At 50.3% G+C, this 24,405-nt stretch carries 21 protein-coding genes and 1 CRISPR repeat array; of the genes, 13 read left to right on the plus strand and 8 right to left on the minus strand.

What is annotated here, in order from left to right:
* Nucleotides 1–65: 65 nt before the first annotated feature.
* From H8730_RS17870 to H8730_RS07940, 5 genes are all read right to left on the minus strand, one after another.
* Nucleotides 66–1,511, minus strand: a complete 1,446-nt coding sequence (locus H8730_RS17870; RefSeq protein ID WP_249289645.1) for an alpha-L-arabinofuranosidase C-terminal domain-containing protein — start codon at nucleotides 1,509–1,511, stop codon at nucleotides 66–68.
* A gap of 81 nt (nucleotides 1,512–1,592) precedes the next feature.
* The gene (locus tag H8730_RS07925; protein ID WP_249289646.1) at nucleotides 1,593–2,357 is read right to left on the minus strand and encodes a hypothetical protein; all 765 of its coding nucleotides are present in this window, start codon (nucleotides 2,355–2,357) and stop codon (nucleotides 1,593–1,595) included.
* A 417-nt stretch (nucleotides 2,358–2,774) separates the two neighbouring features.
* Nucleotides 2,775–2,987 carry a helix-turn-helix domain-containing protein gene (locus H8730_RS07930; protein ID WP_177716073.1) on the minus strand — a complete coding sequence of 71 codons (213 nt, stop codon included), beginning with the start codon at nucleotides 2,985–2,987 and terminating at the stop codon, nucleotides 2,775–2,777.
* A complete protein-coding gene (locus H8730_RS07935; protein ID WP_249289647.1) occupies nucleotides 2,980–3,288 on the minus strand; it encodes a DUF2442 domain-containing protein in 309 nt (102 codons plus the stop codon). The genes H8730_RS07930 and H8730_RS07935 overlap by 8 nt, the downstream gene beginning before the upstream one ends.
* A 37-nt stretch (nucleotides 3,289–3,325) precedes the next feature.
* On the minus strand, nucleotides 3,326–3,586 hold the full coding sequence (locus H8730_RS07940) for a DUF4160 domain-containing protein (protein WP_177716069.1): 261 nt from the start codon (nucleotides 3,584–3,586) through the stop codon (nucleotides 3,326–3,328).
* Between the two features lie 398 nt (nucleotides 3,587–3,984).
* On the opposite strand from H8730_RS07940, the gene H8730_RS07945 reads away from it, so the two are divergent.
* From H8730_RS07945 to queF, 7 genes are all read left to right on the plus strand, one after another.
* On the plus strand, nucleotides 3,985–6,327 hold the full coding sequence (locus H8730_RS07945; protein ID WP_249289648.1) for an anaerobic ribonucleoside triphosphate reductase: 2,343 nt from the start codon (nucleotides 3,985–3,987) through the stop codon (nucleotides 6,325–6,327).
* Nucleotides 6,328–6,840: an anaerobic ribonucleoside-triphosphate reductase activating protein gene (gene nrdG / locus H8730_RS07950; RefSeq protein WP_177716065.1), complete on the plus strand. Its 513-nt coding sequence runs from the start codon at nucleotides 6,328–6,330 to the stop codon at nucleotides 6,838–6,840.
* A 195-nt stretch (nucleotides 6,841–7,035) separates the two neighbouring features.
* Nucleotides 7,036–8,244 carry an AI-2E family transporter gene (locus H8730_RS07955; protein WP_177716063.1) on the plus strand — a complete coding sequence of 403 codons (1,209 nt, stop codon included), beginning with the start codon at nucleotides 7,036–7,038 and terminating at the stop codon, nucleotides 8,242–8,244.
* Nucleotides 8,219–8,938, plus strand: coding sequence for a 7-cyano-7-deazaguanine synthase QueC (queC, locus tag H8730_RS07960; protein ID WP_283243903.1), 720 nt, complete (start codon nucleotides 8,219–8,221; stop codon nucleotides 8,936–8,938). Before H8730_RS07955 ends, queC begins: the two co-directional genes overlap by 26 nt.
* Complete coding sequence (gene queE / locus H8730_RS07965) at nucleotides 8,913–10,106, plus strand: 7-carboxy-7-deazaguanine synthase QueE (protein ID WP_249289649.1); 1,194 nt, start codon at nucleotides 8,913–8,915, stop codon at nucleotides 10,104–10,106. Before queC ends, queE begins: the two co-directional genes overlap by 26 nt.
* A gap of 2 nt (nucleotides 10,107–10,108) precedes the next feature.
* Nucleotides 10,109–10,750 carry a GTP cyclohydrolase I FolE gene (folE, locus tag H8730_RS07970; protein WP_430385379.1) on the plus strand — a complete coding sequence of 214 codons (642 nt, stop codon included), beginning with the start codon at nucleotides 10,109–10,111 and terminating at the stop codon, nucleotides 10,748–10,750.
* A 9-nt stretch (nucleotides 10,751–10,759) separates the two neighbouring features.
* Nucleotides 10,760–11,257 carry a preQ(1) synthase gene (gene queF / locus H8730_RS07975; RefSeq protein ID WP_177716059.1) on the plus strand — a complete coding sequence of 166 codons (498 nt, stop codon included), beginning with the start codon at nucleotides 10,760–10,762 and terminating at the stop codon, nucleotides 11,255–11,257.
* A gap of 5 nt (nucleotides 11,258–11,262) precedes the next feature.
* On the opposite strand, the gene H8730_RS07980 is transcribed toward queF, so the two are convergent.
* Nucleotides 11,263–12,315 (minus strand): GntR family transcriptional regulator, encoded by a 1,053-nt coding sequence (locus H8730_RS07980; protein ID WP_177716057.1) that lies wholly within the window; start codon nucleotides 12,313–12,315, stop codon nucleotides 11,263–11,265.
* 127 nt (nucleotides 12,316–12,442) lie between these two features.
* Here H8730_RS07980 and ilvD point away from each other — a divergent pair, with 127 nt between their 5' ends.
* Entirely contained in the window at nucleotides 12,443–14,158 is a 1,716-nt protein-coding gene (gene ilvD, locus H8730_RS07985) for a dihydroxy-acid dehydratase (RefSeq protein ID WP_249289650.1), read from the plus strand.
* Nucleotides 14,159–14,254: 96 nt separating this feature from the next.
* On the opposite strand, the gene H8730_RS07990 is transcribed toward ilvD, so the two are convergent.
* Nucleotides 14,255–14,896 (minus strand): type I phosphoribosyltransferase, encoded by a 642-nt coding sequence (locus tag H8730_RS07990; RefSeq protein WP_249289651.1) that lies wholly within the window; start codon nucleotides 14,894–14,896, stop codon nucleotides 14,255–14,257.
* A 169-nt stretch (nucleotides 14,897–15,065) separates the two neighbouring features.
* Entirely contained in the window at nucleotides 15,066–16,757 is a 1,692-nt protein-coding gene (locus H8730_RS07995) for an exo-alpha-sialidase (protein ID WP_249289652.1), read from the minus strand.
* Nucleotides 16,758–16,938: 181 nt separating this feature from the next.
* On the opposite strand from H8730_RS07995, the gene H8730_RS08000 reads away from it, so the two are divergent.
* The 5 genes from H8730_RS08000 to H8730_RS08020 all read left to right on the plus strand — a co-directional run bounded on the left by H8730_RS08000 (nucleotide 16,939) and on the right by H8730_RS08020 (nucleotide 24,405).
* Nucleotides 16,939–19,239, plus strand: a complete 2,301-nt coding sequence (locus H8730_RS08000) for an AAA family ATPase (RefSeq protein WP_249289653.1) — start codon at nucleotides 16,939–16,941, stop codon at nucleotides 19,237–19,239.
* A 136-nt stretch (nucleotides 19,240–19,375) separates the two neighbouring features.
* Nucleotides 19,376–21,361, plus strand: coding sequence for a transketolase (tkt, locus tag H8730_RS08005; protein WP_249289654.1), 1,986 nt, complete (start codon nucleotides 19,376–19,378; stop codon nucleotides 21,359–21,361).
* A gap of 251 nt (nucleotides 21,362–21,612) precedes the next feature.
* Nucleotides 21,613–22,663: a CRISPR direct-repeat array (repeat unit 33 nt; unit sequence GTCGTCCCTCTTGCGGGGGACGTGGATTGAAAT).
* A gap of 92 nt (nucleotides 22,664–22,755) precedes the next feature.
* Entirely contained in the window at nucleotides 22,756–23,148 is a 393-nt protein-coding gene (locus H8730_RS08010; protein ID WP_177716280.1) for a DUF7577 domain-containing protein, read from the plus strand.
* Nucleotides 23,149–23,349: 201 nt separating this feature from the next.
* Nucleotides 23,350–23,787: a hypothetical protein gene (locus H8730_RS08015; RefSeq protein ID WP_177716282.1), complete on the plus strand. Its 438-nt coding sequence runs from the start codon at nucleotides 23,350–23,352 to the stop codon at nucleotides 23,785–23,787.
* A 345-nt stretch (nucleotides 23,788–24,132) separates the two neighbouring features.
* Complete coding sequence (locus H8730_RS08020; RefSeq protein ID WP_177716284.1) at nucleotides 24,133–24,405, plus strand: hypothetical protein; 273 nt, start codon at nucleotides 24,133–24,135, stop codon at nucleotides 24,403–24,405.

Consider the following 24,405-nt stretch of genomic DNA (forward strand, 5'->3'; position numbering starts at 1 on the left):
CAGTGCCTTTTGGCGACTTTAGGGGGAGACCCCCTCTCTGACAAGCTTTCTCTGCGGTCTATCTGTCAGAACCGAATTGCCAGTATGGCCGCCTTGGGGATAACAAACGGCCTCGCAGGATCGATATGGACCGCTGTGGGAGTGACGGCCTCAGGCGTTTCAAAGGTATTATGGGCATGCATGTCCTCGGCATACAGCAAGGTCGCCTGAGCCTCTGCCGGTATTGTCTTGCCCACGCCTTCCAACAAAATCTCCACATCGCCGGTGCAAGAGAGATTCCCCACGGTCAGCAATGTTTTTTCATCCTTCACCGACGCAGAAACGGAAATCGAAGAAGCAAAATCGTCATTGTCTGTAACCGTCGCTTCGATGGCCTCTGCCCCCTGGTGCTCCTTATACATATCAAATACGTGGTACGTGGGAGTTTCGATGCAGTGTTCACCGCCTGCCAGGAAGAGCGAGTGGAGACAGTTGACCAATTGCGCCACGTTTGCCATGCGGATTTTGTCACAGTGATTATTGAAAATATTCAGTGTCAGCGCTGCAACCATGGCATCCCGCATTGTACTCTGCTGTTCGAAAAGATTGTAACCGTGGCTGGGGCCGGATCCATCGGAATGCCAACAGCCCCATTCATCGATGACCAACTTACCGCAATTCTGCATTGAATAGCCACAGATAATATGCCAATTCCGTACGATAATGTCTTCGATATGAGCCGCCTGTTTCAAGAGGCAAGTCCACTCATCTTTCGAGAAAGTCAGCGGGTCACCCGCCTGGCCACAGTAATAGTGCATGGCATAGCCGTTCATATGATGTTCGGAATCCACCGTTCCCTCCATCAGCTTGTTCGTCCAATGGAAGTCATTGGCGTCCTCGCCGCAGGCAAAGAGCTGGACGCTCGGGAAGGCATTTGCCATCAGAGCTGAAAATCGACGAAACTCGCCGGCATAATACTCGGGAGTCATATTTCCGCCACCGCCCCAATTTTCGTTGCCCACACCCCAATAGGGAATGGTAAAAGGCTCGGGATGGCCGTTTTGTTCGCGCTCCAATGCCAAGCTTGTTGTGCCGCGGGGTGACAGACAATAATCCATCCAGTTGCGGATATGAAGCGGTGAAACGCTGGTAAGGTTAGCGGCAAAATACGCATCAGCGCCAACCGCCTCGCAGAAATCCATAAATTCATGGGTTCCCACTTCGTTGGACTCATACCGCTTGTCGTTTTTTGTCCACCAGTTCGGGCGAGTGGGGCGGTGTTCTCCGATTCCATCGCGCCAATCATAGGTCTCAGCAAAACAACCGCCCGGCCAACGGATCACAGGAGCTTTGATGGCCCGCAGTTTTTCAATGATTTCTTTTCGGAATCCCTTGATGTTGGGGATAGAGGAATCTTTTCCTACCCACAGTCCATCATAAAAGACACCCCCGAGATGTTCCGTAAAATGTCCGTATAGCTCTGGCGCGATCCTTCCCTTTTTCTGGGGATACAGTAGATAGATTTTTTTCACTTCCGTCTCTCCTTTTGCGTATCTGCAATCCATAACCAAGAATGGGGATTGGTATGCCCGTGATGCGGCTCTTGTGTTATATTAGCTCATCGAGGTGTCTCGGTACAGGATTCCTTCCAGTATAAAGGAGGAATCCGCCTGGGTAAAGATCAGCGTCAATTCCTTCCAGTCCACGGCGCCCGGGTACATATAGCTGACAGCCTGCGCGCCTGGGTATACCTCCCGAATCTGCGACAGGGCCTCCGTCTCATTGATGGAAATCGAAGCCTGGGAAAGAAAGTCCACGGGATATAAGAATTTGTCGTAGTATTCCGAGGGCGTCAGGGTAATGTCTGCGCCGCTCCCCGGATAGCTGCCGAACGTTATAGCGGTGGTGCCGGACAGCCAATTGGAGAGATTCGATTTGGATATCACGATGTCCGACGTGGCCTCTACACTGCCGGCAGGGGAGAGGCGAAGGCCAGCGTCCCCCACATAGGAGCTCAGAGCGCGAAAGTCTTTTTGTTTGATTGCGTCCATAACAGACTGAGACGCTGACTCCAGGGTTACAGGTTCCGCCTGGGAGCTTTCTTCTCCCTGAGAACTCTCATCCTCCTGCGAGGACTCATCCTCCGGCTGGCTCGCCTCGCTAGTCTCAGAGCTTTCCTGGGGGATGGACTCCTCCTGGGACGATTCCTCCTGGGAGGAGTCATTCTCAGAGGAGGAATCCGGTAACGACTCTCCCACAGAGCTTTCCTCCGATGATGAGGAAGCATGATCCTGAAAAGGTTTGACCAGCAAGTACACGATGCAACCGATGAGGAGGAGCAATATAAGAATCAGTAAGACCTTGACGAATTTCTTCATTGTTTGAACCTCCATAAAAATATTTGCAGCCTTATTGTAGCACGCCTATCCAAGAAATACAAGAAAACTCCAGCTTTGTTCAAAAATCTGTAAGATCCGCCTTCCGAGTTTGCCACTTAATAAACCGCAGCCATAAAAATTTTTCTTTATATAGCAAGGGGTTCCTTGTTTTAAAAATTAGAGATGTAGAATATCCGATTCCTGAAAACAAACGAATAAACAAATATAAAGAAAATGGTGCGCATAGAAAAATACCTGCATCTCAAACCGAAATACAGGTATCACCAGCACTAAATTTTAGATATTTCACCTGTCTACTTGACAAGAGGCATATCATTACCTAGAGGGCTATCTTTATTTTGGTCTTCATCTCAGAAGTCCCTTTCTGCTATACTCTCCGCTACTTTCTCTATGATATTATTTTTCAATTGGTACAACTTCCAACTTCTGCCCCAATGCGGCTAATATCTTTAGCAAAGTATCAAGTTGCGGAGTTGCATTCTTGCTTTCCATTCGTGCTATTGCAGGCTGTGCCAGATTTGCAGCCTTGGCTAGCTCCTTCTGTGTCATGCCGCTTTCTTTTCGTAGCTCTATAATCTGGTCAATTAAAACAGCACAATTTTCAGGCATTATCGACACCCCCAGTAGGCTTACTGTTTTGATATAAATGTTCTGGCGCTATGTCTATATCTTCGCTCCAAATCACTGTATCACCATCCACCCTTGCCCCCAAAAAAAAAGCAAGATTTTTGAGCGGTGCATAAATGGCTTTCTCCAGCAACGGACGGGCATTATATATGCGTTTTTCTCCGCCTGTAAAGGTAAGCAACAGCGTGTAATCTCTCCGCGGTTCCACAGCCTTTACTACCCATGCTGGGCAGCTTGCTTTGCATACATAATCTTTACTTTTTGCATCGTATACAATTTCCATAGTCTACTCCTTCTCATATAGCGTATAGACGCTTCACTTATCGCAAGGGGGCTATCTTATATAGTGGCTGTTCATTAATTGCCAGCTCCCAGTTTGCTAAAAGCTCGTCCTTATGAAGTTCTGCCCATGCTGCAATGAACTTTATTTGACGCTTGGGCATTTCACCCTCTATTAATTCACCTTCCATATTGAAAATGCCGTTATAGCCTTGATATGCAGCATGAAAGTGCGGCGGATTATGTTCACCGTTGTTATACATTCTGATTATAATTCCTAGAAACATTGAAACTATTGGCATTAGCTCAACTCCTTTGCTGGCTATATTATACCATGGCCTCCGGCCATGATATCGCTCCGCAGGGTTGCAAACGTCCGCGCAATGGTTTGTTCGCTTCGCTCACCGCGCGGCCGGCGCGTATAATCGCTTACGCGATTATTATACCATATTCGCTATTAAGCATCAATAACAAATTTGTTATTTTTACTCAACAGCTGTGAGCTATTCTTGTAACCTTGTAGCACGCCTATCCAAGAAATTCAAGAAAACTCCAGCTTTGTTCAAAAATCTGTAAGATCCCTGCGGCCAAGTTCGACAAAAAACGCTATTGACAGTATACTATATATGGGATATAATTTTTTTATTCGAGAGAGGGAGACACAAGATATAGTGTAATCGAGAAAGGGGAACCACGAGGGATGATCAGCACAATTACAAAGAGAGACGGGCGGAAAGCAACCTTTGACCTGCAAAAAATTGCCAGTGCGATTTTTAAAGCGGCACAGGCGACGGGAGGCCGCAATTATGACGAGGCGATGGAGTTGGCCAGTCAAGTGGAGACTTATCTGGTGCAGGAAGGAGAAATGCAGCCGTCGGTTGAGCATATCCAGGATGTCGTGGAGAAAGTGCTGATTGAAAATGGACATGCCCGCACAGCGAAAGAGTATATTTTGTATCGGGCAGAGCGCACCAGAGTCCGTGAGATGAATACGCGTCTGATGAAAACCTACGAGGATCTCACATTCAAAGACGCAAAGGATAATGATATCAAGCGGGAAAACGCCAATATCGACGGCGACACGGCCATGGGGACTATGTTAAAGTATGGGTCGGAGGGAGCAAAGCAGTTCTGTGAGATGTATATATTGAAGCCAGAACACGCCCAGGCCCATAGTGCCGGGGACATCCACATTCACGATATGGATTTTCTGACGCTGACCACCACCTGTTGCCAGATTGACATTGACAAGCTATTTCAACGAGGGTTTTCCACAGGCCATGGCTTTCTGCGCGAGCCCAACGATATCGCCAGCTATGCGGCATTGGCCTGTATAGCCATTCAGTCCAACCAGAATGACCAACATGGAGGCCAGAGCATTCCAAACTTTGACTATGCCATGGCGAAGGGGGTGGCGAAAACCTATGACAAACTGTACCGCCAAAATCTGGGGAGAGCGCTGGAGCTGTTGGCGGAGGAGGAGAACGGTGAAGAGGTTGCCAGGAGAATCTCGGATGAAGCGAAGGCAGCTAGCGAAGCCATGCCAAAGCTAGATGACGGCGAGACCTATATGGAAGCGGAGCTGGAGATCCTTGCCCGTGCCTACGGAACGTCCATAGCGCGAAGGCTACAGAACTTTGCCTTCGCACGAGCGAACAGAGAGACGGACCGAGCCGTGTATCAAGCGATGGAGGCTTTTGTCCATAATCTAAATACCATGCATTCCAGGGCGGGCGCACAGATACCCTTTAGCTCTATCAATTATGGGATGGATACTACGCCAGAGGGGCGCATGATCATAAAGAATGTGCTCTTAGCCACGGAGGGAGGGCTTGGCAATGGTGAGACCCCCATCTTTCCAATCCACATCTTTAAGGTGAAAGAGGGCGTAAACTACAATCCGGGGGATCCAAATTATGATTTGTTCAAGCTGGCCTGCCGTGTGAGTGCGAAACGGCTGTTTCCCAATTTTTCATTCCTGGATGCCCCTTTTAACGCATGTTTTTATAAAGAAGGGAAACCGGAGACGGAGATCGCGTATATGGGATGCCGTACTCGTGTAATTTCCAATGTTCATGACCCGGAGCGGCAGATTGTGAATGGGCGTGGAAACCTCAGCTTCACATCCGTTAATTTGCCGCGACTGGCAATCCTGAGCAATCGCAACCTGGATCTATTCTTTGAACAGCTGGACCGGAAGATCGATTTGGTCATCGATCAATTGCTTGAGCGCTTTGAGATACAGGCACAGAAGGTTGTCCGAAATTATCCCTTCCTAATGGGGCAGGGGATCTGGATCGACTCTGAGAAGCTGGGATCGGAGGATTCCATCCGGGAAATCTTGAAGCATGGAACGCTTTCCATGGGCTTTATCGGCCTGGCAGAATGCCTGAAGGCATTGACCGGCTTCCATCACGGGGAGAGCCGGGAGTCGCAGAACTTAGGGTTGGAGATTATTGGATATATGCGGCGCAGGATGGACGAGGCGGCGGAGAAATATAAAATGAATTTCTCCTTGATCGGTACCCCGGCGGAGGGGCTGTCGGGTCGCTTTGTGCGGATGGATGCGAAAAAATTCGGCGTTATACCGGGTGTCACAGATCGGGAATACTATACGAACTCTTTCCACGTGCCGGTTTACTGTGACATATCCGCTTGGGACAAGATCCGCCTTGAGGCGCCGTACCATGCGCTGACCAACGGTGGGCACATTACCTACGTGGAGTTGGATGGAGATCCCACGGAGAATCTGGAGGCGTTCGAGCAGGTGATTCGCTGCATGAAGGAAGCTGGGGTGGGCTATGGGTCCATCAATCATCCAGTGGACCGGGATCCGGTGTGCGGCTATACCGGGATCATCGGGGACACATGCCCTAACTGCGGGCGGGCCGAGACGGAGGACCAGCCCTTTGAACGAATCCGCCGCATTACCGGCTATCTGGTTGGAACGCTGGACCGGTTTAACGATGCAAAACAGGCGGAAGTCCGGGATCGGGTTAAACATTCCCTTGGGACAGGCCTGGGAGAAATGGAGCGGATTTAGATGAAGGCGCTGCGCTTGGCGGGAGTGATTCGAGAATCGATAGTGGACGGGCCGGGTATCCGGCTCGTTATTTTTGCCCAGGGTTGCCCTCATAAGTGTCCAGGGTGCCATAACCCCGCAACCCATGATCCGGAGGGCGGGTATGACAGTGACCCACAGCAGATTCTGGAGGCGATCCGAGAGAATCCCATCCTCCAGGGGGTGACCTTTTCCGGCGGTGATCCCTTTCTCCAGGCGGATGGCTTTGCCCAGCTGGCCAGGGAGATTCATGCCCTCGGTCTCTCTGTCATCACCTATACCGGGTATACGATGGAGCAGCTGTTGGCTGGGATTGATGAACATCCAGGGTGGAGGAAACTGTTGGAGGAGACGGACACTTTGATTGACGGTCCATTTCTGTTATCGGAAAAGAGTATGCTTCTTCCCTTCCGCGGGTCCCGAAATCAGCGGGTGTTGGACCCGCGAGCCTCTCTGGCGGCGGGGAAGCCTGTGGAGAAGGATTTTTCGATATAAAAGCATTTGACAGAATAGGAAAACAACGGTAGAATATAGGAGTCCGCAGTTCAAGGCTGAGATGAGCTTTAGCGGGGAGAGGGGCAGTTTAGCCGGGCATTTGTGTCGGAGCGCCACAAATGCAAATCGCAGCCGCAAATTTGAGATTTGCGCTGCGCACCTTCGCGCAAGAGCGCTCCGGAATGGAGGATCGATATGAAGCTTTCCAAACGAAATAAGACCTTGCTGACGATCATCGGAATCTCGATTGTAATGTTTGTCGCCATCTTAAATCTGGGTTCAATCTTTAAGGTGCTTAAATCTGGGTTCGCGCTGGCACAGCCTGTTTTGGTGGGATGCGCCATTGCCTTTATTCTGAACGTATTTCTGAAATTTTTTGAGGACCGCGTCTTTCGGCGGTTGCAAGGCCCTCAGCACAAAATTTGGAATAAAATTCACCGGCCCGTCTGTATTGTGTTGACCCTTCTCGTTGTTCTCGGAATCATCCTAGTTGTGATCCGACTCATCCTTCCGGAACTGGTGGAAACCATCAATACCCTTGCCGATAATATTCCCTCGTATATCAAGCAGATTCAGACGTGGATTGAGCAGGCGATGGGGGCGCTCAATATTTCGGAGGCGACTTTCGCCGATGTGGAGATCGACTGGAACAAGCTGAGCTCCATGGTGGTGGATTTTCTGAAGAACGGGTCCGCCCAGGTGCTGACGACCACAGTTACCATCACCTCTTCTATCTTTAGCACGGTCGTGAACTTTTTCATGAGCGTCATATTTGGTATTTATATACTGGGGCAAAAAGAAAAGCTCGGCCGTCAGCTGAAACAGATTCTCTTTGCCTACCTGCCAAATGCGAAAGCGGCCAGGACATTGGAAATCGGCCGCCTCTCCAATCGTATTTTTTCAGCATTCGTATCGGGACAGCTGACGGAAGCTGTGATTATAGGCGTGCTATGCTTTTTCGGCATGACCATCTTTCGAATGCCCTATGCCCCCATGGTCGCGGTTCTGGTGGGCTTTACGGCGCTGATTCCCATATTTGGAGCCTTTATCGGAACCGCCATAGGCGCCTTTTTGATCTTGATGGTCAGTCCGATCAAAGCTTTTTGGTTTGTTATTTTCATCATTGTACTGCAGCAAGTGGAAGGAAATTTAATCTATCCCCGTGTCGTGGGGACGTCGGTGGGGCTGCCGGGAATTTGGGTTTTAGCGGCCATCATCATAGGAGGAGGGGCTTTCGGCATGATCGGGATGCTCATCAGCGTGCCCATCGCCTCAGTCCTGTACTGTCTGATACGGGAGTCTGTTGGAAAGAGGCTCAAGCGAAAGTCCATGTCCCCCGACGTGCTGAAGGAGATTGGTCAGAATGGAGGTAAACAAAATGAATCCGATGCATCTGTTTCCTAAAATACCGGGGAAGGCGGTGGTGGTCTTTTCGGGCGGTCAGGACTCGACAACCTGTCTGTACTGGGCACTGCGAGTCTTTGACGAGGTGGAGGCGGTCACGTTTTTTTATCAGCAGCGGCACCATCTGGAGGTGGAGGCGGCAAAACAGTTGGCTAAGAATGCAGGAGTCCGGCATCACCTCCTGGATGTCTCGGTGATGAATCAGTTGGCGCCGAGTTCGCTGACGAGGGAGGAAGTTCCGGTTCTCTCTGCGGAGGAGGCCCGGGAGGGGCTCAGCAAAGGGGAGCTGCCGAGCACCTTTGTGCCGGGTCGCAACATGGTATTCTTAACCTTTGCGGGCATTCTGGCGCGGCAGGTGGGCGCGAAGCATATTGTGACGGGCGTCTGCGAGACAGATTTCTCCGGGTATCCCGATTGCCGGGACATGTTCGTCAAGAGCCTAAATGTGACGGTAAACCTGGCAATGGAAGAGTCCTTCGTCATCCATACGCCCCTCATGTGGCTGGACAAAAAGGCGACCTGGAAAATGGCCGATGACTTGGGTGTGCTGGATATCATCAAAAATCAGACCTTGACTTGCTATAACGGGATTATGGGGGACGGCTGTGGGACATGCCCATCCTGCTATCTGCGCAGGCGAGGATATGAGGAATATATGGAGAGCAAGCATGGTACAGATTGCGAAAGAGTTTGAATTTGAAGCGGCCCACCAGCTGGAAAGCCATGACGGGCAGTGCGCCAATATCCATGGCCATTCCTATCGGCTGCGGGTGACGCTGAAGGGAAGCCCTCGGGAGCAGGAAGATGCGAAAGAGGGCTTTGTCATTGATTTTAAAGAGTTAAAACAGAGGGTTAAGGCCGCATTTTTAGATGAATGGGATCACGCCTTTCTGGCAAAGGGCACAGAGGCAATTCTGCCGCAGATGAAATCCCAGGGGCTTAAAATCGTGGAATTGGGATTTCGAGCTACGGCGGAAAATATGTGTCAGCACATCGCATGGCTGTTGTACAAGCAGGGGCTTCCCGTGGACTCGGTCCGGCTGTATGAGACAAGGACCAGCTACGCGCAGGTTGCCATGGAGGACCTGCTCCGGCAGGGGGGACCTTCCTGTTATAACCGGCCAAAACCCGTTTGTCTGGACGAAAAGCTCCCGGTCAGCGAAATTTTTGGCCCCACGATACAGGGCGAGGGGATGGCCATCGGGCAGAAGAGTTTATTTCTGCGGATGTATGGATGCGACGATCACTGCAGCTGGTGCGACAGCACATATGCGTGGGATGGGCAGGAAGCACCAAAGCACTGGAGCGTTGAACAAATCGTTCAAAAGATTCAAGATTTAGGACAGTCATGTGGATGCCGCTATATCACTCTAACAGGGGGAAATCCTTGTATTCATGAGGGGGCAGCCATGAACTCTCTCATTACAGTTTTGAAGAAGTATGGCTATCACATTGGGGTGGAAACCCAGGGGACAAGGAATCCAGGTTGGTTACGGGAGGTGGACGCTGTGACCATCAGCCCAAAGCCGCCATCCAGTGGAAATCCGACTTCCGCCGCCGCCGTCCTGCCATTGGTCCGACGGCTACAGCAGCATCGGATTCCTTTTTCCTTTAAGGTCGTCCTGTTTACAGAAGAAGATTTTGACTATATGAAACAGCTTTACCGTCAATTTCCAGGGCCTGAGTACCCTTGGTATGTTCAACCGGGAAATTCGAATGCAAAGGATACGTTTGAGCTTGCGCAGGCGGTTTCACGCTATGAGGAGATATGCCAGCGGATCCTGCAAGATCCTGAGTTAAGTTGGGTCAAGCCCCTACCCCAACTGCATACTTGGCTATGGGGAAATGAAAGGGGAGTGTGAGTGTGGAGACCGGATTCTCAGATAAGGAAAGAAAAAAGCTACTGGCGTCGGGCGTCGATCCGGACCGATTTTCCCATGAGGAGCAGCGGGATATGAAAGAGCGAATCCTGCCGGCGTTTAAGCGGTTGATTGAAATCTGCGGCGATGATCCATCCAGGGAAGGGATGGAGGAGACTCCATTTCGCGCCCTTAAAGCTTTTCTGGAGTATACAAAGGGGTATGGAACAGATCCGGCGGATCATCTGGCGACAACCTTTCCAGCGCAAAACCAGGATTTAGTCTTGATCCGTGATATTGAATTCTTCTCCCTGTGTGAGCACCACTTGGCTCCGTTCTATGGTAAATGTCATGTGGCCTATATTCCGAAGCAGAGGATAACGGGATTGTCGAAGCTGGCGCGGGTGGTGGAGGGTTACGCGAGACGGTTTCAGGTGCAGGAGCGAATGACAGAACAGATCGCCGATGCGGTTATGGACCGGCTGGACGCTCAGGGAGCTATCTGTGTCATTGAGGCCCGACATATGTGCATGGCCATGCGAGGCGTGGCAAAACCAGATGCAGTCACAACAACGTCAGCCATACGGGGAATCTACCATGACGATTCCGATCTTCGCATGGAGACGATGAATCTGATCAAAGGGTAGGGGACGAGTATGCAGGGAAGAAATAGAGAAGAATTATCTGGAATACATTTCCTGGGAAATCAAAAAACGACATATCCTGTCAACTATGCCCCGGAAATGTTGGAGACATTTGTCAACAAGCATCCCGGTCGCGACTACTGGGTAAAGTTTAATTGTCCGGAGTTTACCAGCTTGTGTCCAATGACAGGACAGCCAGATTTTGGCTGTGTGTATATATCCTATGTACCAGACCAGAAAATGGTGGAGAGCAAATCACTCAAGCTGTACCTATTTAGCTTCCGCAATCACGGGGATTTTCATGAAGATTGCTGTAACATCATCATGGAGGATCTGATCCGCCTGATGGAGCCCAAATATATTGAAGTCTGGTGCAAGTTTACACCGCGGGGGGGGATCAGCATCGATCCCTACTGCAACTATGGCCGTCCGGGAACGAAATACGAGGAAATGGCAGAGTTCCGGTTCCGCAGCCATGATCTGTACCCGGAGAAGGTGGATAACCGGTAGTGAATTTACGCCTGGCTGCTTTCCCGGATAATGAGTTTGCCGGGAATGATGACCTCATCCGGGATCGGATGGCCTTGCAGCCGTTCTTTCATGAATAAGTACGCCGTTCGGGCGATGTCCTTCTGATTGAAGGCGATGGTAGACAAAGCCGGTGTGCTTCTCCGGCTTTGATCGATATTGTCGATGCCGATGACCTTGACGTGTCCGGGGATCTGAATGCCCCAGCGGGTGAGTTCCTGCATGGCGCCCAAGGCCATCATGTCATTGCTGGCCACGAGACCGTCAAATTCAACTCCCTTTTCCAGCACCGCCCGTATTCCATTGGAACCTGAGGAGAAGGACCAGTTCCCATCCGCGATCAAGATACAATCCATGGATATGCCAGCGCTCGCCAAGGCTTCCCGATACCCTTCCAGCCGGTCTCGATTGACGGAATCATCGATTCCATTGAGAAATATGATTTTGCGGCAGCCCTGTTGCAGCAAGTGTTTTGTTGCCTGATAGCCGGAGACGAAATCCGCGTAGTTAATGCGAGGAAAGTGGGGATAATTGTGGGCTAGACAGATGGATGGAATTTGGTGATGGCGAGAATATTCTAGAAAGCGGGAATCCACGTTGGCAACCCAGATTACGCCGCGAACTGTGTCGGGATGGCGGAGATAGGGCGGAATGTCGTCGTTGGCGCAGACTTTGGCGAACAGGACGTTTGCCCCATCGGCTTTACAGTATTCTTCCAGATAATTGCAGATCTCGATGTGGTATAGCTGCGCCTGCCGGTCCATATCGCCGGAAATAACAAAGGCGATCATATAGGAGGAGTCTGGCGGGTCGGGAATCGAGGGGGCGATGACACGGCTGCCGGCGCCCGGGAGCGTCTGGATATAGCCCTCCTCCTGAAGGAGTTTCAGCGCTTTGCGCAGTGTCAGCCGTTCCACCTGATATTCTGTGCTGAGAAGACGCTCCGCTGGGAGATACTGGCCATCTGCGTAGATGTGGGATTCAATTTTATATTTTAGATCGTCATAGATCTTTTTGTAGAGAGGGTCTCGATTGTTCATGCTCAGAAAACCACCATTTCGATAGAGTCACATTGGGGAATGCTTCTTTAAGTATATAGGAAATGAAAAAGAAAAGCAAGGCTTTACTTGTTTTCGGGATGTCTATTTCCTAGGGAGGAGTTTTGTCATGAGAAGTCAAGAGATTCGCAGAGTTGCGCCGGAGATGGACCCATTGCGGATGGGAATGGGCTGGACGCCACAGGACTTAGATAAGCCGCAGATTCTGGTGGAGAGCACGTTTGGCGACAGCCATCCTGGTAGCGCCCATCTGTTAGGCCTTGTGGAGCAGGCCGTTTCTGGAATCGACGAGGCGGGGGGAAAGGGCGCCCGATATTTTACCACGGATATTTGTGATGGACAAGCCCAGGGGCACGATGGGATCAACTATTCCCTGGCCTCCCGCGATATGATCTGCCATATGATTGAGATCCATGCAGGCGCTACGCCCTTTGACGCGGCGGTGCTCATTGCTAGCTGTGATAAGGGGGTTCCAGCGCAGCTCATGGGGATTGGACGGATCAATATTCCAAGTATCATGATCACCGGAGGTGTGATGGATGCAGGGCCGAACCTGCTGACTTTGGAGCAGATTGGCATGTACAGCGCTATGTTTCAGCGGGGAGAGATCGATGAGGCGCAGTTTACGTATTATAAGCAGCATGCATGTCCCTCCTGTGGAGCCTGTTCCTTTATGGGAACCGCCTCGACGATGCAGATTATGGCGGAAGCGCTGGGGCTGATGCTGCCAGGAAGCGCCCTCATGAGCGCCACGAGCCCGGCTCTTCAGGAGGTGGCGAGGAGAGCGGGAAGACAGGCGGTCATCCTGGCCAAGGGGGGAATGACACCGCGGGATTTGGTCACGGAAGAGTCTTTTGAGAATGCGATTATGGTGCACGCTGCGATTTCCGGTTCCACCAACGCACTGCTGCATCTGCCGGCCATCGCCCACGAGTTTGGGATTCATCTCAGCGGAGAGACCTTTGACCGCCTTCACAGGGATGCCTCGTATCTGCTGGATGTCCGTCCCGCAGGGCGCTGGCCAGCCCAGTATTTTTCTTATGCTGGCGGTGTGCCGAGAGTCATGGAGGAGATACGAGACCGGCTGCATCTGGGCGCGATGACGGTGACGGGAAAGACGGTGGGGGAGAACCTGGAGGAGATCGCCAAGTCCGGATACTATGAGGCCTGTGACGAGCAGCTGCAGAAGGTGGGACTGGAGCGAACGGATGTGATTCGGAGTATTCATCGCCCCATAGGCGCGAAGGGCACGATCGCAGTTTTAAAAGGAAATCTGGCGCCTGATGGGGCTGTGGTCAAGCATTCCGCTGTGCCGGAGGCCATGCACAGGGCGGTTCTCAGGGCGAGGCCTTTTGACTGTGAGGAAGAGGCGATCGGGGCGGTGCTGGGAGGAAGGATCCATCCCGGTGACGCGGTGATCATTCGATATGAGGGGCCGAAGGGGAGCGGGATGCCGGAAATGTTCTATACCACGGAGGCAATCGCTTCCGACCCGGCTCTCGCTGCCTCCATCGCCCTGATTACAGACGGGCGATTTTCCGGGGCGTCCAAAGGTCCTGCCATCGGGCATGTATCCCCGGAAGCCATGGAGGGCGGGCCCATTGCCCTTGTGGAGGAGGGCGATCTTATATCGGTGGACATTCCTGGGAGACGCCTGGAGATTGTTGGGATACAGGGGGAGGTTCGGTCGGAAGAGGAAATTCGTCGGAGTTTGGAGCAGCGGAAACAAAAATGGAAGCCCAGAGAAGGAAAGTATAGGTCGGGCGTGCTGCGGTTCTTTGCGGATCGAGCGGCATCTCCCATGGAGGGCGGGTATATGCGGTAAAAGGGCCTCTGCCAACTAAAGTTTTCTTAGACTTCCCGCAAACGTGAAAAGCCTTCGCATCCCGGCAGTGGCGGTGGATGCGAAGGCTTTATAGGGTTAAATCTTTGAATAGCCGAAACTGTTGACGATGGCATCAATCTTTTGATTCTTCTTACACTGTGGACATTGTTCCGCTGGAAATGTGCTGTAATCCGGGAGATCGTCCGGTGTAAACAGCATGTTGATCGGGATGCCGTTTCGCTCCTGGATGGCGCTGAACAGTGCGGCGATTCCCACAACCTCGCCGTTGTAATACCGGATGCATTCCAGGGCGCGGTTGATCGTCTTTCCTGTGGTAGCGGATGCCAGGAGCAGCAAAACCTTCTTGCCCCATACCATGGGCTGGATATTGTCGCGGAAGATCATCTGTCCAGTCCCGTTATACTCTGGCGTGATGACGTTGATCTCACGTCCCTCGTTGAGCGATTGGATGCCGTTTCGCCTAAGCTCGTCCGCCAGAAAACCGCCAATCACTTCGCAGCCATCCATACAGACGATGGTCTCGATCATGGTGGTATTGGTGTATTCGTTGGATAGCTCACGGGCCGCGCTGGATGCCATGCCGACTCGATGTTTCAGGCTCGTCATATCGATATAATAGTTGATGTGGGAATGATTGGTAGCAAAATGGCCTGGGATGATACGGATCGTAATCCGGCTGTTCTGCTTTGACGCAATTTTGATTGATCGACTTTCCATAAAACGACCTCCCTATACTCGTGATGTATCGATTATATCACTTTCGCAGGGATTTATCAAGATTGGATTCTCTGACCTACCAGGCAAGGAATGTTTGCCATACAAATCAAAGAAAAAATATTTACTTCAGTCTTTCAAGTGTTGCTGAAAAATCATCGTTCAAAGGCGGCTATTGCAGTGCAGTAAGCTCTATATCCTGTAAGTCAATCACAAACAGAATGGCACCTCTATGGCTCCCTTCATAATTTTTGGTCGCGATGACATACAGTTTTCCGTCGCTTTCGACCGCGGCAGGATAATGACAGGCAGTTACTCCTTGCATATTCGAAGTTTCTCTGTCAAATAGCACCATATGCTTTTCAAAATGCATGGTTCCTATTTCGCTAAAATAGATGACCAACTTTGAGCGATCAAATTCATAGGTGTTGGCGACTAAGAAGTTTCTTCCGTTAGATAGCATTCCACCATATATTTTGGAACTGACATATGGGATATCATGGGCGAAGGCATCGCTCCAGCTTTCACCAAAATCCTTTGAGATATACACTAGCGGGACGCGGCGTTGATCATTCCGGCAGAACATGTAGAGAATCTTCCCAGAGCATAGAATAGAAACTTCCGGATGAACTAACTTTTTTCCGTCTGGCAGATCACCATTCTCTACAACTTTTATGAGACGCCATTCGGCATCCATGTTCCCGCTATCCGAAATCAGTACTGCAGGGGTATTGGGAAATCCGTCCAACTCTGCTATACGTCCCGGAAGTATCAACTTTCCGTTTGGCAAGGTGACAACATTTGTATTCAACTTGAATGGGATCGGGCGCGACCAAAGAAATTTAAATTGGTCGGTTGCGTTATCCAGCACATATAAATCCATTGCGTGAATGTGGTCGGGCGCGACCATTTCGTTGACCAGCATATATAGCTTGCCATGGCAAACACCGTAAACCGGCGGACAAAAGAGTATCTTGCCGGACTTGTCATCCGCTATAATCTCGATATCCGTCCATGTCTGACCGCCGTTATAAGACCGTTTGCCGCATATAGGCGTGTAGCCCTGTAATTCTCTTTTCGGACAATTATACCACGATGCATATAGGACTCCACCGTATTCCATGATCGCGGATTCGTGTAAAAATTCGAACTGTTCGTCCGGTTCATGAACAGAATAGGTGGCTATGTCATGTGTCAGCAACTGCGAGGATGGGGGTTCTAAAAACTTGACAGAGCCTAATTTTGCGGTAAGCAACATATCCTCATAGGAGTAAAAAGGATGAAAGCAGGCATTTTTATTTTTGGTTTTGAAAGCAGTTGGAGATAACAGTGTGGATTTTGTGAATATCTCTGTAAAATAACTGACATTGTTGAATCCACAAAGCGCAGCGATATCGCTGATTTTTTCATCTGTGTCAATGAGCATTCGGATGGCATTTTCAATTCTCTTTTGGTTTCGGAAGGCGCTTAAAGTCAAGCCGGTTTGTTGTTTGAAAAAGTGGCAAATATAGTAATAGCTTATATGCAAAACCTCCGCTATGCTTTCGATGCTTATATCCTCCGTGAGATGTTCCGTCACGTAATCCTTAATTTCACCCAGCAAATCCTTCTCCTGTTTGTCGGACGTACTCTTTCCCTGGCGGATCAAGCCGATGATCGAAGACAACGTTTCACAATCAGAGAAATTAGACTTTTCAAATTGCTGTATCAGACCGTCCAATTTGTTTGGGTCAATGGTGCATCTTACCAGACAATCAAAACCAAATAAATTGAAGAGTTCCGGGATAATAGCGTCCTTCTCCACTTTTTCTAAAAAAAACCTTGCCAGCTCGCTGTCGCTTACTTTTTTGGCGTTTTTCGACATACATTCACACCTCCAATACTGATATTGTACTATAAAGAAATGATAATTTCTATAACACAATTGTTCACTCAATATCCGCAAGGAGGGTATCCTAAGGGTCGGTCTTTTTTATGCGCCCATGCACTTTCCGGCAGGGGATATAATACACTAGAATATAGCCGATTGGGGGAGGAATATGGACGTGAAAGATCGCGATACGGTTTCGATCCGGCACCTAACACCGGACTATGATAAATTAAAGGAGTCCATAGCTGAGAAAGAGGAGATAGAGTGGGAAGGGTGCTGCTGGATTGGACAGGAGAATTTTGCGGCGGATCTGGATACAGTACTCCGAGGGAAAAAGCAACATCTGTATATTATTACGGATGACAACGGAAAGCAAACCGCCGGGTGCCGGGATCTGATCGAGAGGATGACAAAGCTAGATTCCCCGCGGACCGGTGAGTACTGGTATCTGCCAAACGCTTCCCGGCCTATGGAACCAACCATTGTAGAGTTGCCCGTCGGAGAAGGAAAACAGTGGAAACAAGAGTTGCAGCAGTGGCAGAAGGAGTTTATCCGGCTTTTCCAGAGGCAGCTGGACAGTGCGCCGTATCTCTTACAGGAATCTCAGATCAAAGAAAAGCATAAGGAAAAAGGGGAAAGGGAGATGGACGCTTTGCGGCAAGTGGCTGCGAAGCAAGGATTTGAAGCCTATCTCACGGAGAAGGAAATGTACTTCATCCCAGTGGTGGATGGCGTAAAGCTCCAGGAGGAAGAGTATGAAGCGTTGGGGGAAAAGGAGAAGCAAGAGATTTTAGAAAAATCCAACGCTCTCCAGGTAAAGGCAGCCGCAGTCCTTGAACTGCTGCGCCGGTGCAAGGCGGAGACAGAGGAGGAGCTGCTGTCGAACCGAAAGATGATCGTGCATATTCTGCTAGCCGACTCTATGAAAAAGCTGGACGAATCGTGGAGCCGCTATGAAAAGATTCTGACGTATCACCAACAAATGCGTGAGGCACTGGAGGATGAGTTAGAGATCTGGCTTGACGAGGTGCTTGCTGTCGAACCGGTGAAGGTTCCCGAGTCATTTCAAAAGTGGATACCCTTTGCGGCGACGCCTGGGCAAGAGCGATTCCCAATCGTGTGGGCTTGTATGCCAACAGTGGCGCGATTGATGGGCCGGATTGCACAGAAAGATCCGGGGACTGAGCCCAGCATTGCGGATATTCAGCCTGGTCTGCTACAGGAAGCCAACGGCGGCATTTTGCTGGTGGATGCAAAGGAGCTCTTTAGCAGCGCTGGGGCTTGGAATTATGTTAAGCATTGCTTGGAGAAGAGAGAAATCTTTCATCAGGATATCAAGGAAGACAACTATAGTCTCTTTGGAGAGCGGCTTCACGTACCCCCGATTCCCTTCCACGTGCAGTTGGTTTGCTGTGGCTCCTTTGAATTGTATCAGGTTCTGAGCAAACTCGACGAGGATTTTGCCGAGATTTTTGCCGAGGTTTTGTATTTCCCAGCCCGGATACCGAAAAATAGCGAGGGATTGATCCAGTGGGCGTCGTATCTAAAATGGCACAGCCGCACACGGGGATTTCGAGAGTTGGAGTGGGATTCGGTCAAAATTTTGTTGCGCCATATTCAACGCCGGTTTGCGGAGGGCGGTGAGTTGCCGGCGTATCTAGGCTGTATCGACAGTGTTTTGTATGAATGCTATCTTGATTGTGAAAAGCAGGATCAGAAGACGCTTCCCGCGGATACAGTCCGAAGGGTGCTGCGGCAGATGGACCGGCGCAGAGGGAAAATCGCAGAACAATTTTTCCAGGAGACGGCCAGCGGCAAATATCTGCTGGAAGCTTCCGGGGAGCGTGTGGGGACTGTCAATGGGCTGGTAGTTACGGACCTAGGGCACTTTCGTTTTGGCAAACCTGTGCGGATCACGGCCAGTGTCTTTCAGGGAAAGCCATCGATGATTAGCTTGGAAGAGAGCGCGGGACTCAGCGGCGCTATCTATAATAAGGGAATCGGAATCCTGCGGGGATATTTAGGCTGGCGATATGGCTGTCCGGATTTAGGCAATTGGCAGGTAAGCCTTTGTTTTGAGCAGAGCTATGGCCTGGTGGAAGGCGATAGTGCCGTTTTATCGCAGGCATACGGAATTTTATCGGCGCTGTCAAAAGTACCGCTAAATCAAGGAATCGGCGTCACCGGATCCATGGACCAGTTCGGCAGAATTCAGCCGGTCGGCGGGATTAACGATAAAATAGAGGGGTTTTATCAATTCTGCAAGACAAAAGGGCTACAGGACTGTCAGGGCGTCATATTTCCCAGGCATAATTTACAGGATCTATGCCTGGAGGAGGAAGTGGTGCGAGCGGTTGAAGAGGAGCACTTTCATTTATATCCCATCGATTCCCTGGAGGAAGGCATCCCTCTATTAATGGGGATGGATGAGGAGCGATTTGGAAAGCGGTTGAAACAGGCCCTTCACAGACATTAGAGGAATGAGCCGGAGTTTTTCTTTCTTATGCCAGGAGAAAGAGAATTTCCGGTTTTTTTAGTTTTCTTCTTTACAGCGCCCCGAATTTTGTCTATAATAGGGCTAGCGCAACAGAAAATTGAAGGAGGAGCAAAACGTGAATCAAGCCATTGATACTAAGGTCATAAATTCTATCCGAGTCTTGTCCGCGGAAGCGATCCAAAAAGCCAACAGTGGACACCCGGGTCTGCCCTTGGGCGCGGCCCCTGCGGCCTATACTTTGTGGGGATATTATTTGAAGCACAATCCTCAGAATCCCAGTTGGAAGGACCGGGACCGTTTCGTTTTGTCAGCTGGGCATGGATCAATGTTATTATACAGTCTGCTGCATCTTTTTGGCTATGGCCTGCCCATGGAGGAACTGCAACAGTTTCGGCAGTGGGGCTCAAAAACCCCGGGGCATCCCGAATATGGGCATACTGTCGGAATTGAGACTACGACGGGACCGCTGGGGCAGGGCATTGCCAACGCTGTTGGAATGGCCATGGCGGAAGCACATCTGGCTGCGATTTTTAATCGGGAAGGATATCCTGTGGTGGATCATCGAACTTACGCTTTTGTTGGGGATGGCTGCCTGATGGAGGGTATCAGTGCGGAAGCAGCGTCTTTGGCCGGAACCTTGAAGCTTGGCAAGTTGACGGTTTTGTATGATTCCAATTGTATCAGCATTGAGGGGAGTACCGATATTGCATTTACGGAAAATGTGGCAGGGCGCTTTGCCGCATATCACTGGAACGTCGTCACGGTGGAAGACGGAAATGACCCGGCGGCCATTGCCAAAGCGCTTGAAGTGAGCCAGAACGATGAACGGCCAACGATTATTATCATTAAAACTCAGATCGGATACGGTTGTCCTGCGAAACAGGGGAAGGCGTCCGCCCATGGCGAACCTCTCGGCGCAGAAAATTTGGCTGCCTTGAAGGAGAATTTAAACTGGCCGTCGGAGCCGGCATTCTATGTGCCGGAGGAGGTTTACGCCTATACGGCGGAGTTGTCGAAGAAGGGGGCGGAGCAGGAAGCTCGGTGGACAGCGCTCTTTGCCGAGTACTGTGAGAAATATCCGGAGATGGCAGAGCTGTGGTCCGAGTACTTTGAAAATCCCAGCTATGATCCATGGTCAGATGAAGCCCTCTTTGCCAAACCTGAGAAAAGCGCAGCGACGAGAAATGTGTCAGGGGAGGTATTAAATTACCTGGCGGACAAGCTGCCCAATATGTTTGGCGGTTCCGCGGACCTGTCTCCTTCGACGAAAACCATTATGAAGGGAAAAGGTGATTTTTCGGCGGATGACTATGCAGGTGCGAATCTTCACTTTGGTGTGCGGGAGCATGCCATGGCAGCCATCGGAAATGGCATCGCGCTGCACGGAGGCTTGTTGCCCTATGTATCAACGTTTTTTGTCTTCTCTGATTATATGAAGCATAGCTGCCGGCTGTCGGCGCTGATGAAGCAGCGGATTGTATATGTTCTGACCCATGATAGTATTGGAGTGGGTGAGGATGGGCCGACGCACCAGCCGATTGAGCAGTTGGCGGCACTCCGGTCGATCCCCGGTTTTACGGTTATCCGTCCCGCAGACGCCTGTGAGACAGCGGTGGGGTGGGCTCATGCGGTGACATCTCAGGGGCCGACCGCCTTGGTTTTGACGAGGCAGAATCTTCCCCAATATGCAGAATCCGGCCAGGATGCCGCTAAGGGAGCGTATATTTTGCGGGATTCTAAGAAGGCGGTTCCGGATGTGATCCTGATGGCATCCGGGTCGGAGGTTGAGCTGATCTATAAAGCGTACGACGAGCTTGAGAAGTGTGGCATCGATGCTCGTGTGGTCAGTATACCCTCTTTTGAATTGTTTGACGCGCAGACCGACGCATATAAGGAAGCCATCCTGCCAGCGGCCGTGGAAAAACGGTTCGCCGTGGAGGCGGCTTGCTCCTTTGGATGGCACAAATATACTGGCTTAAAGGGGCAAATCTTGGCCTTGGATCATTTCGGGGCGTCTGGGCCAGCGAGTACGGTCTTTGAAGAGTTTGGGTTCACTGTGGCGAATGTTGTCTCGATTGTAAAGTCCATGATGGAGGCGTAGTTCACATTGACCAGGGAGGTGACGTTCACCTCTCTGGTTTTTGGCAAGTGGATGTGGAAATCGATTGGTAACGGGACGGTGCGAATGTCAAGTGGTCGCGATTTTTCAGGGGGATTCGCACCGGATATTTGCCGGTGAAATACATAAATCTGAGAGCTCAGAGGGGAGAAAAAGGAGCCTGTGTTGGGTTGAATTGTCTGGTTTGTGGTGATATACTGTATAATATGAAATTGATATTGTGCATTTTTGCTGTCGTCCCTCTTGCGGGGGACGTGGATTGAAATGCGTCCATAGATCAATTTGATTAGCCATTTCTGAGTCGTCCCTCTTGCGGGGGACGTGGATTGAAATCTGTCTTTCCTATTGTACACTTTTGTTGACCCAAAGTCGTCCCTCTTGCGGGGGACGTGGATTGAAATGTCTGCAACTTCCATCGCCTCTTCAAGGCTGTCTGGTCGTCCCTCTTGCGGGGGACGTGGATTGAAATACAAAACAGCCGCCCATTGCTGGACGGCCTAATAGTCGTCCCTCTTGCGGGGGACGTGGATTGAAATGCCTGAGACTCTAAGAGTGCTGATGGAGGACACGTCGTCGTCCCTCTTGCGGGGGACGTGGATTGAAATCCATCTTTTCTCATCCTTTCTCCGCCTCCGGACTTGTCGTCCCTCTTGCGGGGGACGTGGATTGAAATTTGGAAAAACCGGAAAGGGCAACAAGGCTTCCGGGTCGTCCCTCTTGCGGGGGACGTGGATTGAAATAAAAGTATCTCGCAACGCATAGGCCGACTCAACAAGGTCGTCCCTCTTGCGGGGGACGTGGATTGAAATATAGATCACTTCGCCCTCTTTTGCCACTGCCATCGTCGTCCCTCTTGCGGGGGACGTGGATTGAAATTGTATCAATTTCTGCCGTCTCTACACTCACCGTTCGTCGTCCCTCTTGCGGGGGACGTGGATTGAAATCTGCACAGCACGTAAATAACCAAAAATTACAATATCGTCGTCCCTCTTGCGGGGGACGTGGATTGAAATGGCAACCAGAGATTAAAACACGGATTGCACAGAAAGTCGTCCCTCTTGCGGGGGACGTGGATTGAAATTCTTTGGTGGTCTTTACGCCCTTGCGCCCGAATTTGTCGTCCCTCTTGCGGGGGACGTGGATTGAAATATGGCGTTAGTTGCCTCGCAAATTCTAGAGGATCGAGTCGTCCCTCTTGCGGGGGACGTGGATTGAAATAGGGGTGGGCCGTGTATCGGTCTGGATTGTAGCGTCGTCCCTCTTGCGGGGGACGTGGATTGTAATTTTTTGGGGTATGTAAAAGGGCGGCCCCGCATGGCGTCGTCCCCCTTGCGGGGGCCTTAAAATGAAAAAATAGGTATAGGAGCGATGCCAATATGAAAAGCATAAAACCCGGCCGCGGACCATCTATGATGGGTGGTATTATGAGCATTGTTGTTGGACTGTTCGGTGTTGTGTGGACGATCATAGCTGCCAGCATGGGTGGCGGTTTTATGGCCATATTTGGAATCCTGTTTATCCTAGTGGCCATTATACAGGCTATTTATAAATTTAAAAACGCCACAAGCGAAAACCGATACTCAGAATTCGACATCACCGACGAAACGGAGGAATGCGATCCGCTCAATGATCGATTTGGACGGCAATTTGGGCCAGAATTAAAAATAGACAACAAGAGTCAGAGAGAAAGTCATTTCTGCCCATATTGCGGCACGGCGGTCGATTCCCAATTTACGTTTTGCAATCATTGTGGGAAAAAGCTTCCTTAAGCCGCACCAACAGAGGGACTGTATGTCCAAAGAGCGCCTCCTTTTCAATTCGTGTTGCCGGCTGGAACTCCGTCGATGTCACGCCCCGCGGGAGCACGGCGGTCTGCCGCAGGAGGAAGCATTAAATTGACGATGCCATACAGGAAACCGGTTGAAGTAATTCGATGGGGTTGAAACAATTTTAAAATTCAGGTGATCAATATGAGAGAAGAGCATTGGGTTTCCATCGCCCTGACAAGCCATGAACAGTATCTTGACCTTCTGAAAAAGTTAAAGGGCAAAACCGCATACATTGTCATCGTGCAAATTAACGGGGAAGATGATGAGGACGAAATAATTGCCAACGCGAATACTTGTATGCAATTGATAGAAAAGAGAAGCGTCAACAAATGGCTTGGCACGAAAACGCGGGGAAGGCGAGCCGTTCAATTTTGCTATCGCAAAGAGGATAGCTTTTTTCGATTTTTAAGCACCTATCCCTCCTTTTTCTTCAATCGCAGGGATCGATGGGGATGCGATGAGGTAGAATACACGGATTTTGGCACCGACGATATTGCGTTCCTCGATGATGCGCAGACCCCATTATTTTTTACCACCACCCATGAGGGGTACGCTAATATTGTCTCATCCATATTATAGGGCATCGCACTGCGGTGGTAGAATGATGCAGAAATGGCGGGGTGGAAAGACCGCCATGAAAATTTAGCTGTGTTGGGTGATGCCAACCTATGTGAAACTTTTCAATTCAAAATGTCGAAACAGCACGAAATAATACGAATGGTTGAATATTTCGGAAAAAAAAACCGGATTTTCTATAATTTACTTCTGTACAGATATGAAAAAGAGTAGTATAATGTGACATAGAAAAGGACATAACTGCATATAGTTTCGTATAAGCCTTTGTGAATGCCCCCTTTTACCATACATAGAGGCACAAGAGGAAGATAGACGTGCCTCAAATTAATTTCCAAAGGGGTATGGAAGATGAGACATTATAAAGCGATCCTGATTGAGAAGCAGGAAGTGGATACGGTGATTTGCAATTGCTGTGGCAGGCAGATCATCCACGGCGAGGATAAAAAAGGTGGGGAGTATTTATCCGTCGTCAAGCATTGGGGGTATCATTCCCCCTTTGACGGGGAGCGGCACAGCCTTGATATCTGTCCTGAGTGTTATCACCGCTGGATTCAGACATTTCAATTTCCGCCCACCGAACTTCCGCATGCGAAAGAGAAAGAAGAAGTGAAAGGATTATAG

Origin of the sequence: Bianquea renquensis, from assembly GCF_014384895.1 — a bacterium.
GTDB lineage: Bacteria > Bacillota > Clostridia > Lachnospirales > Bianqueaceae > Bianquea > Bianquea renquensis.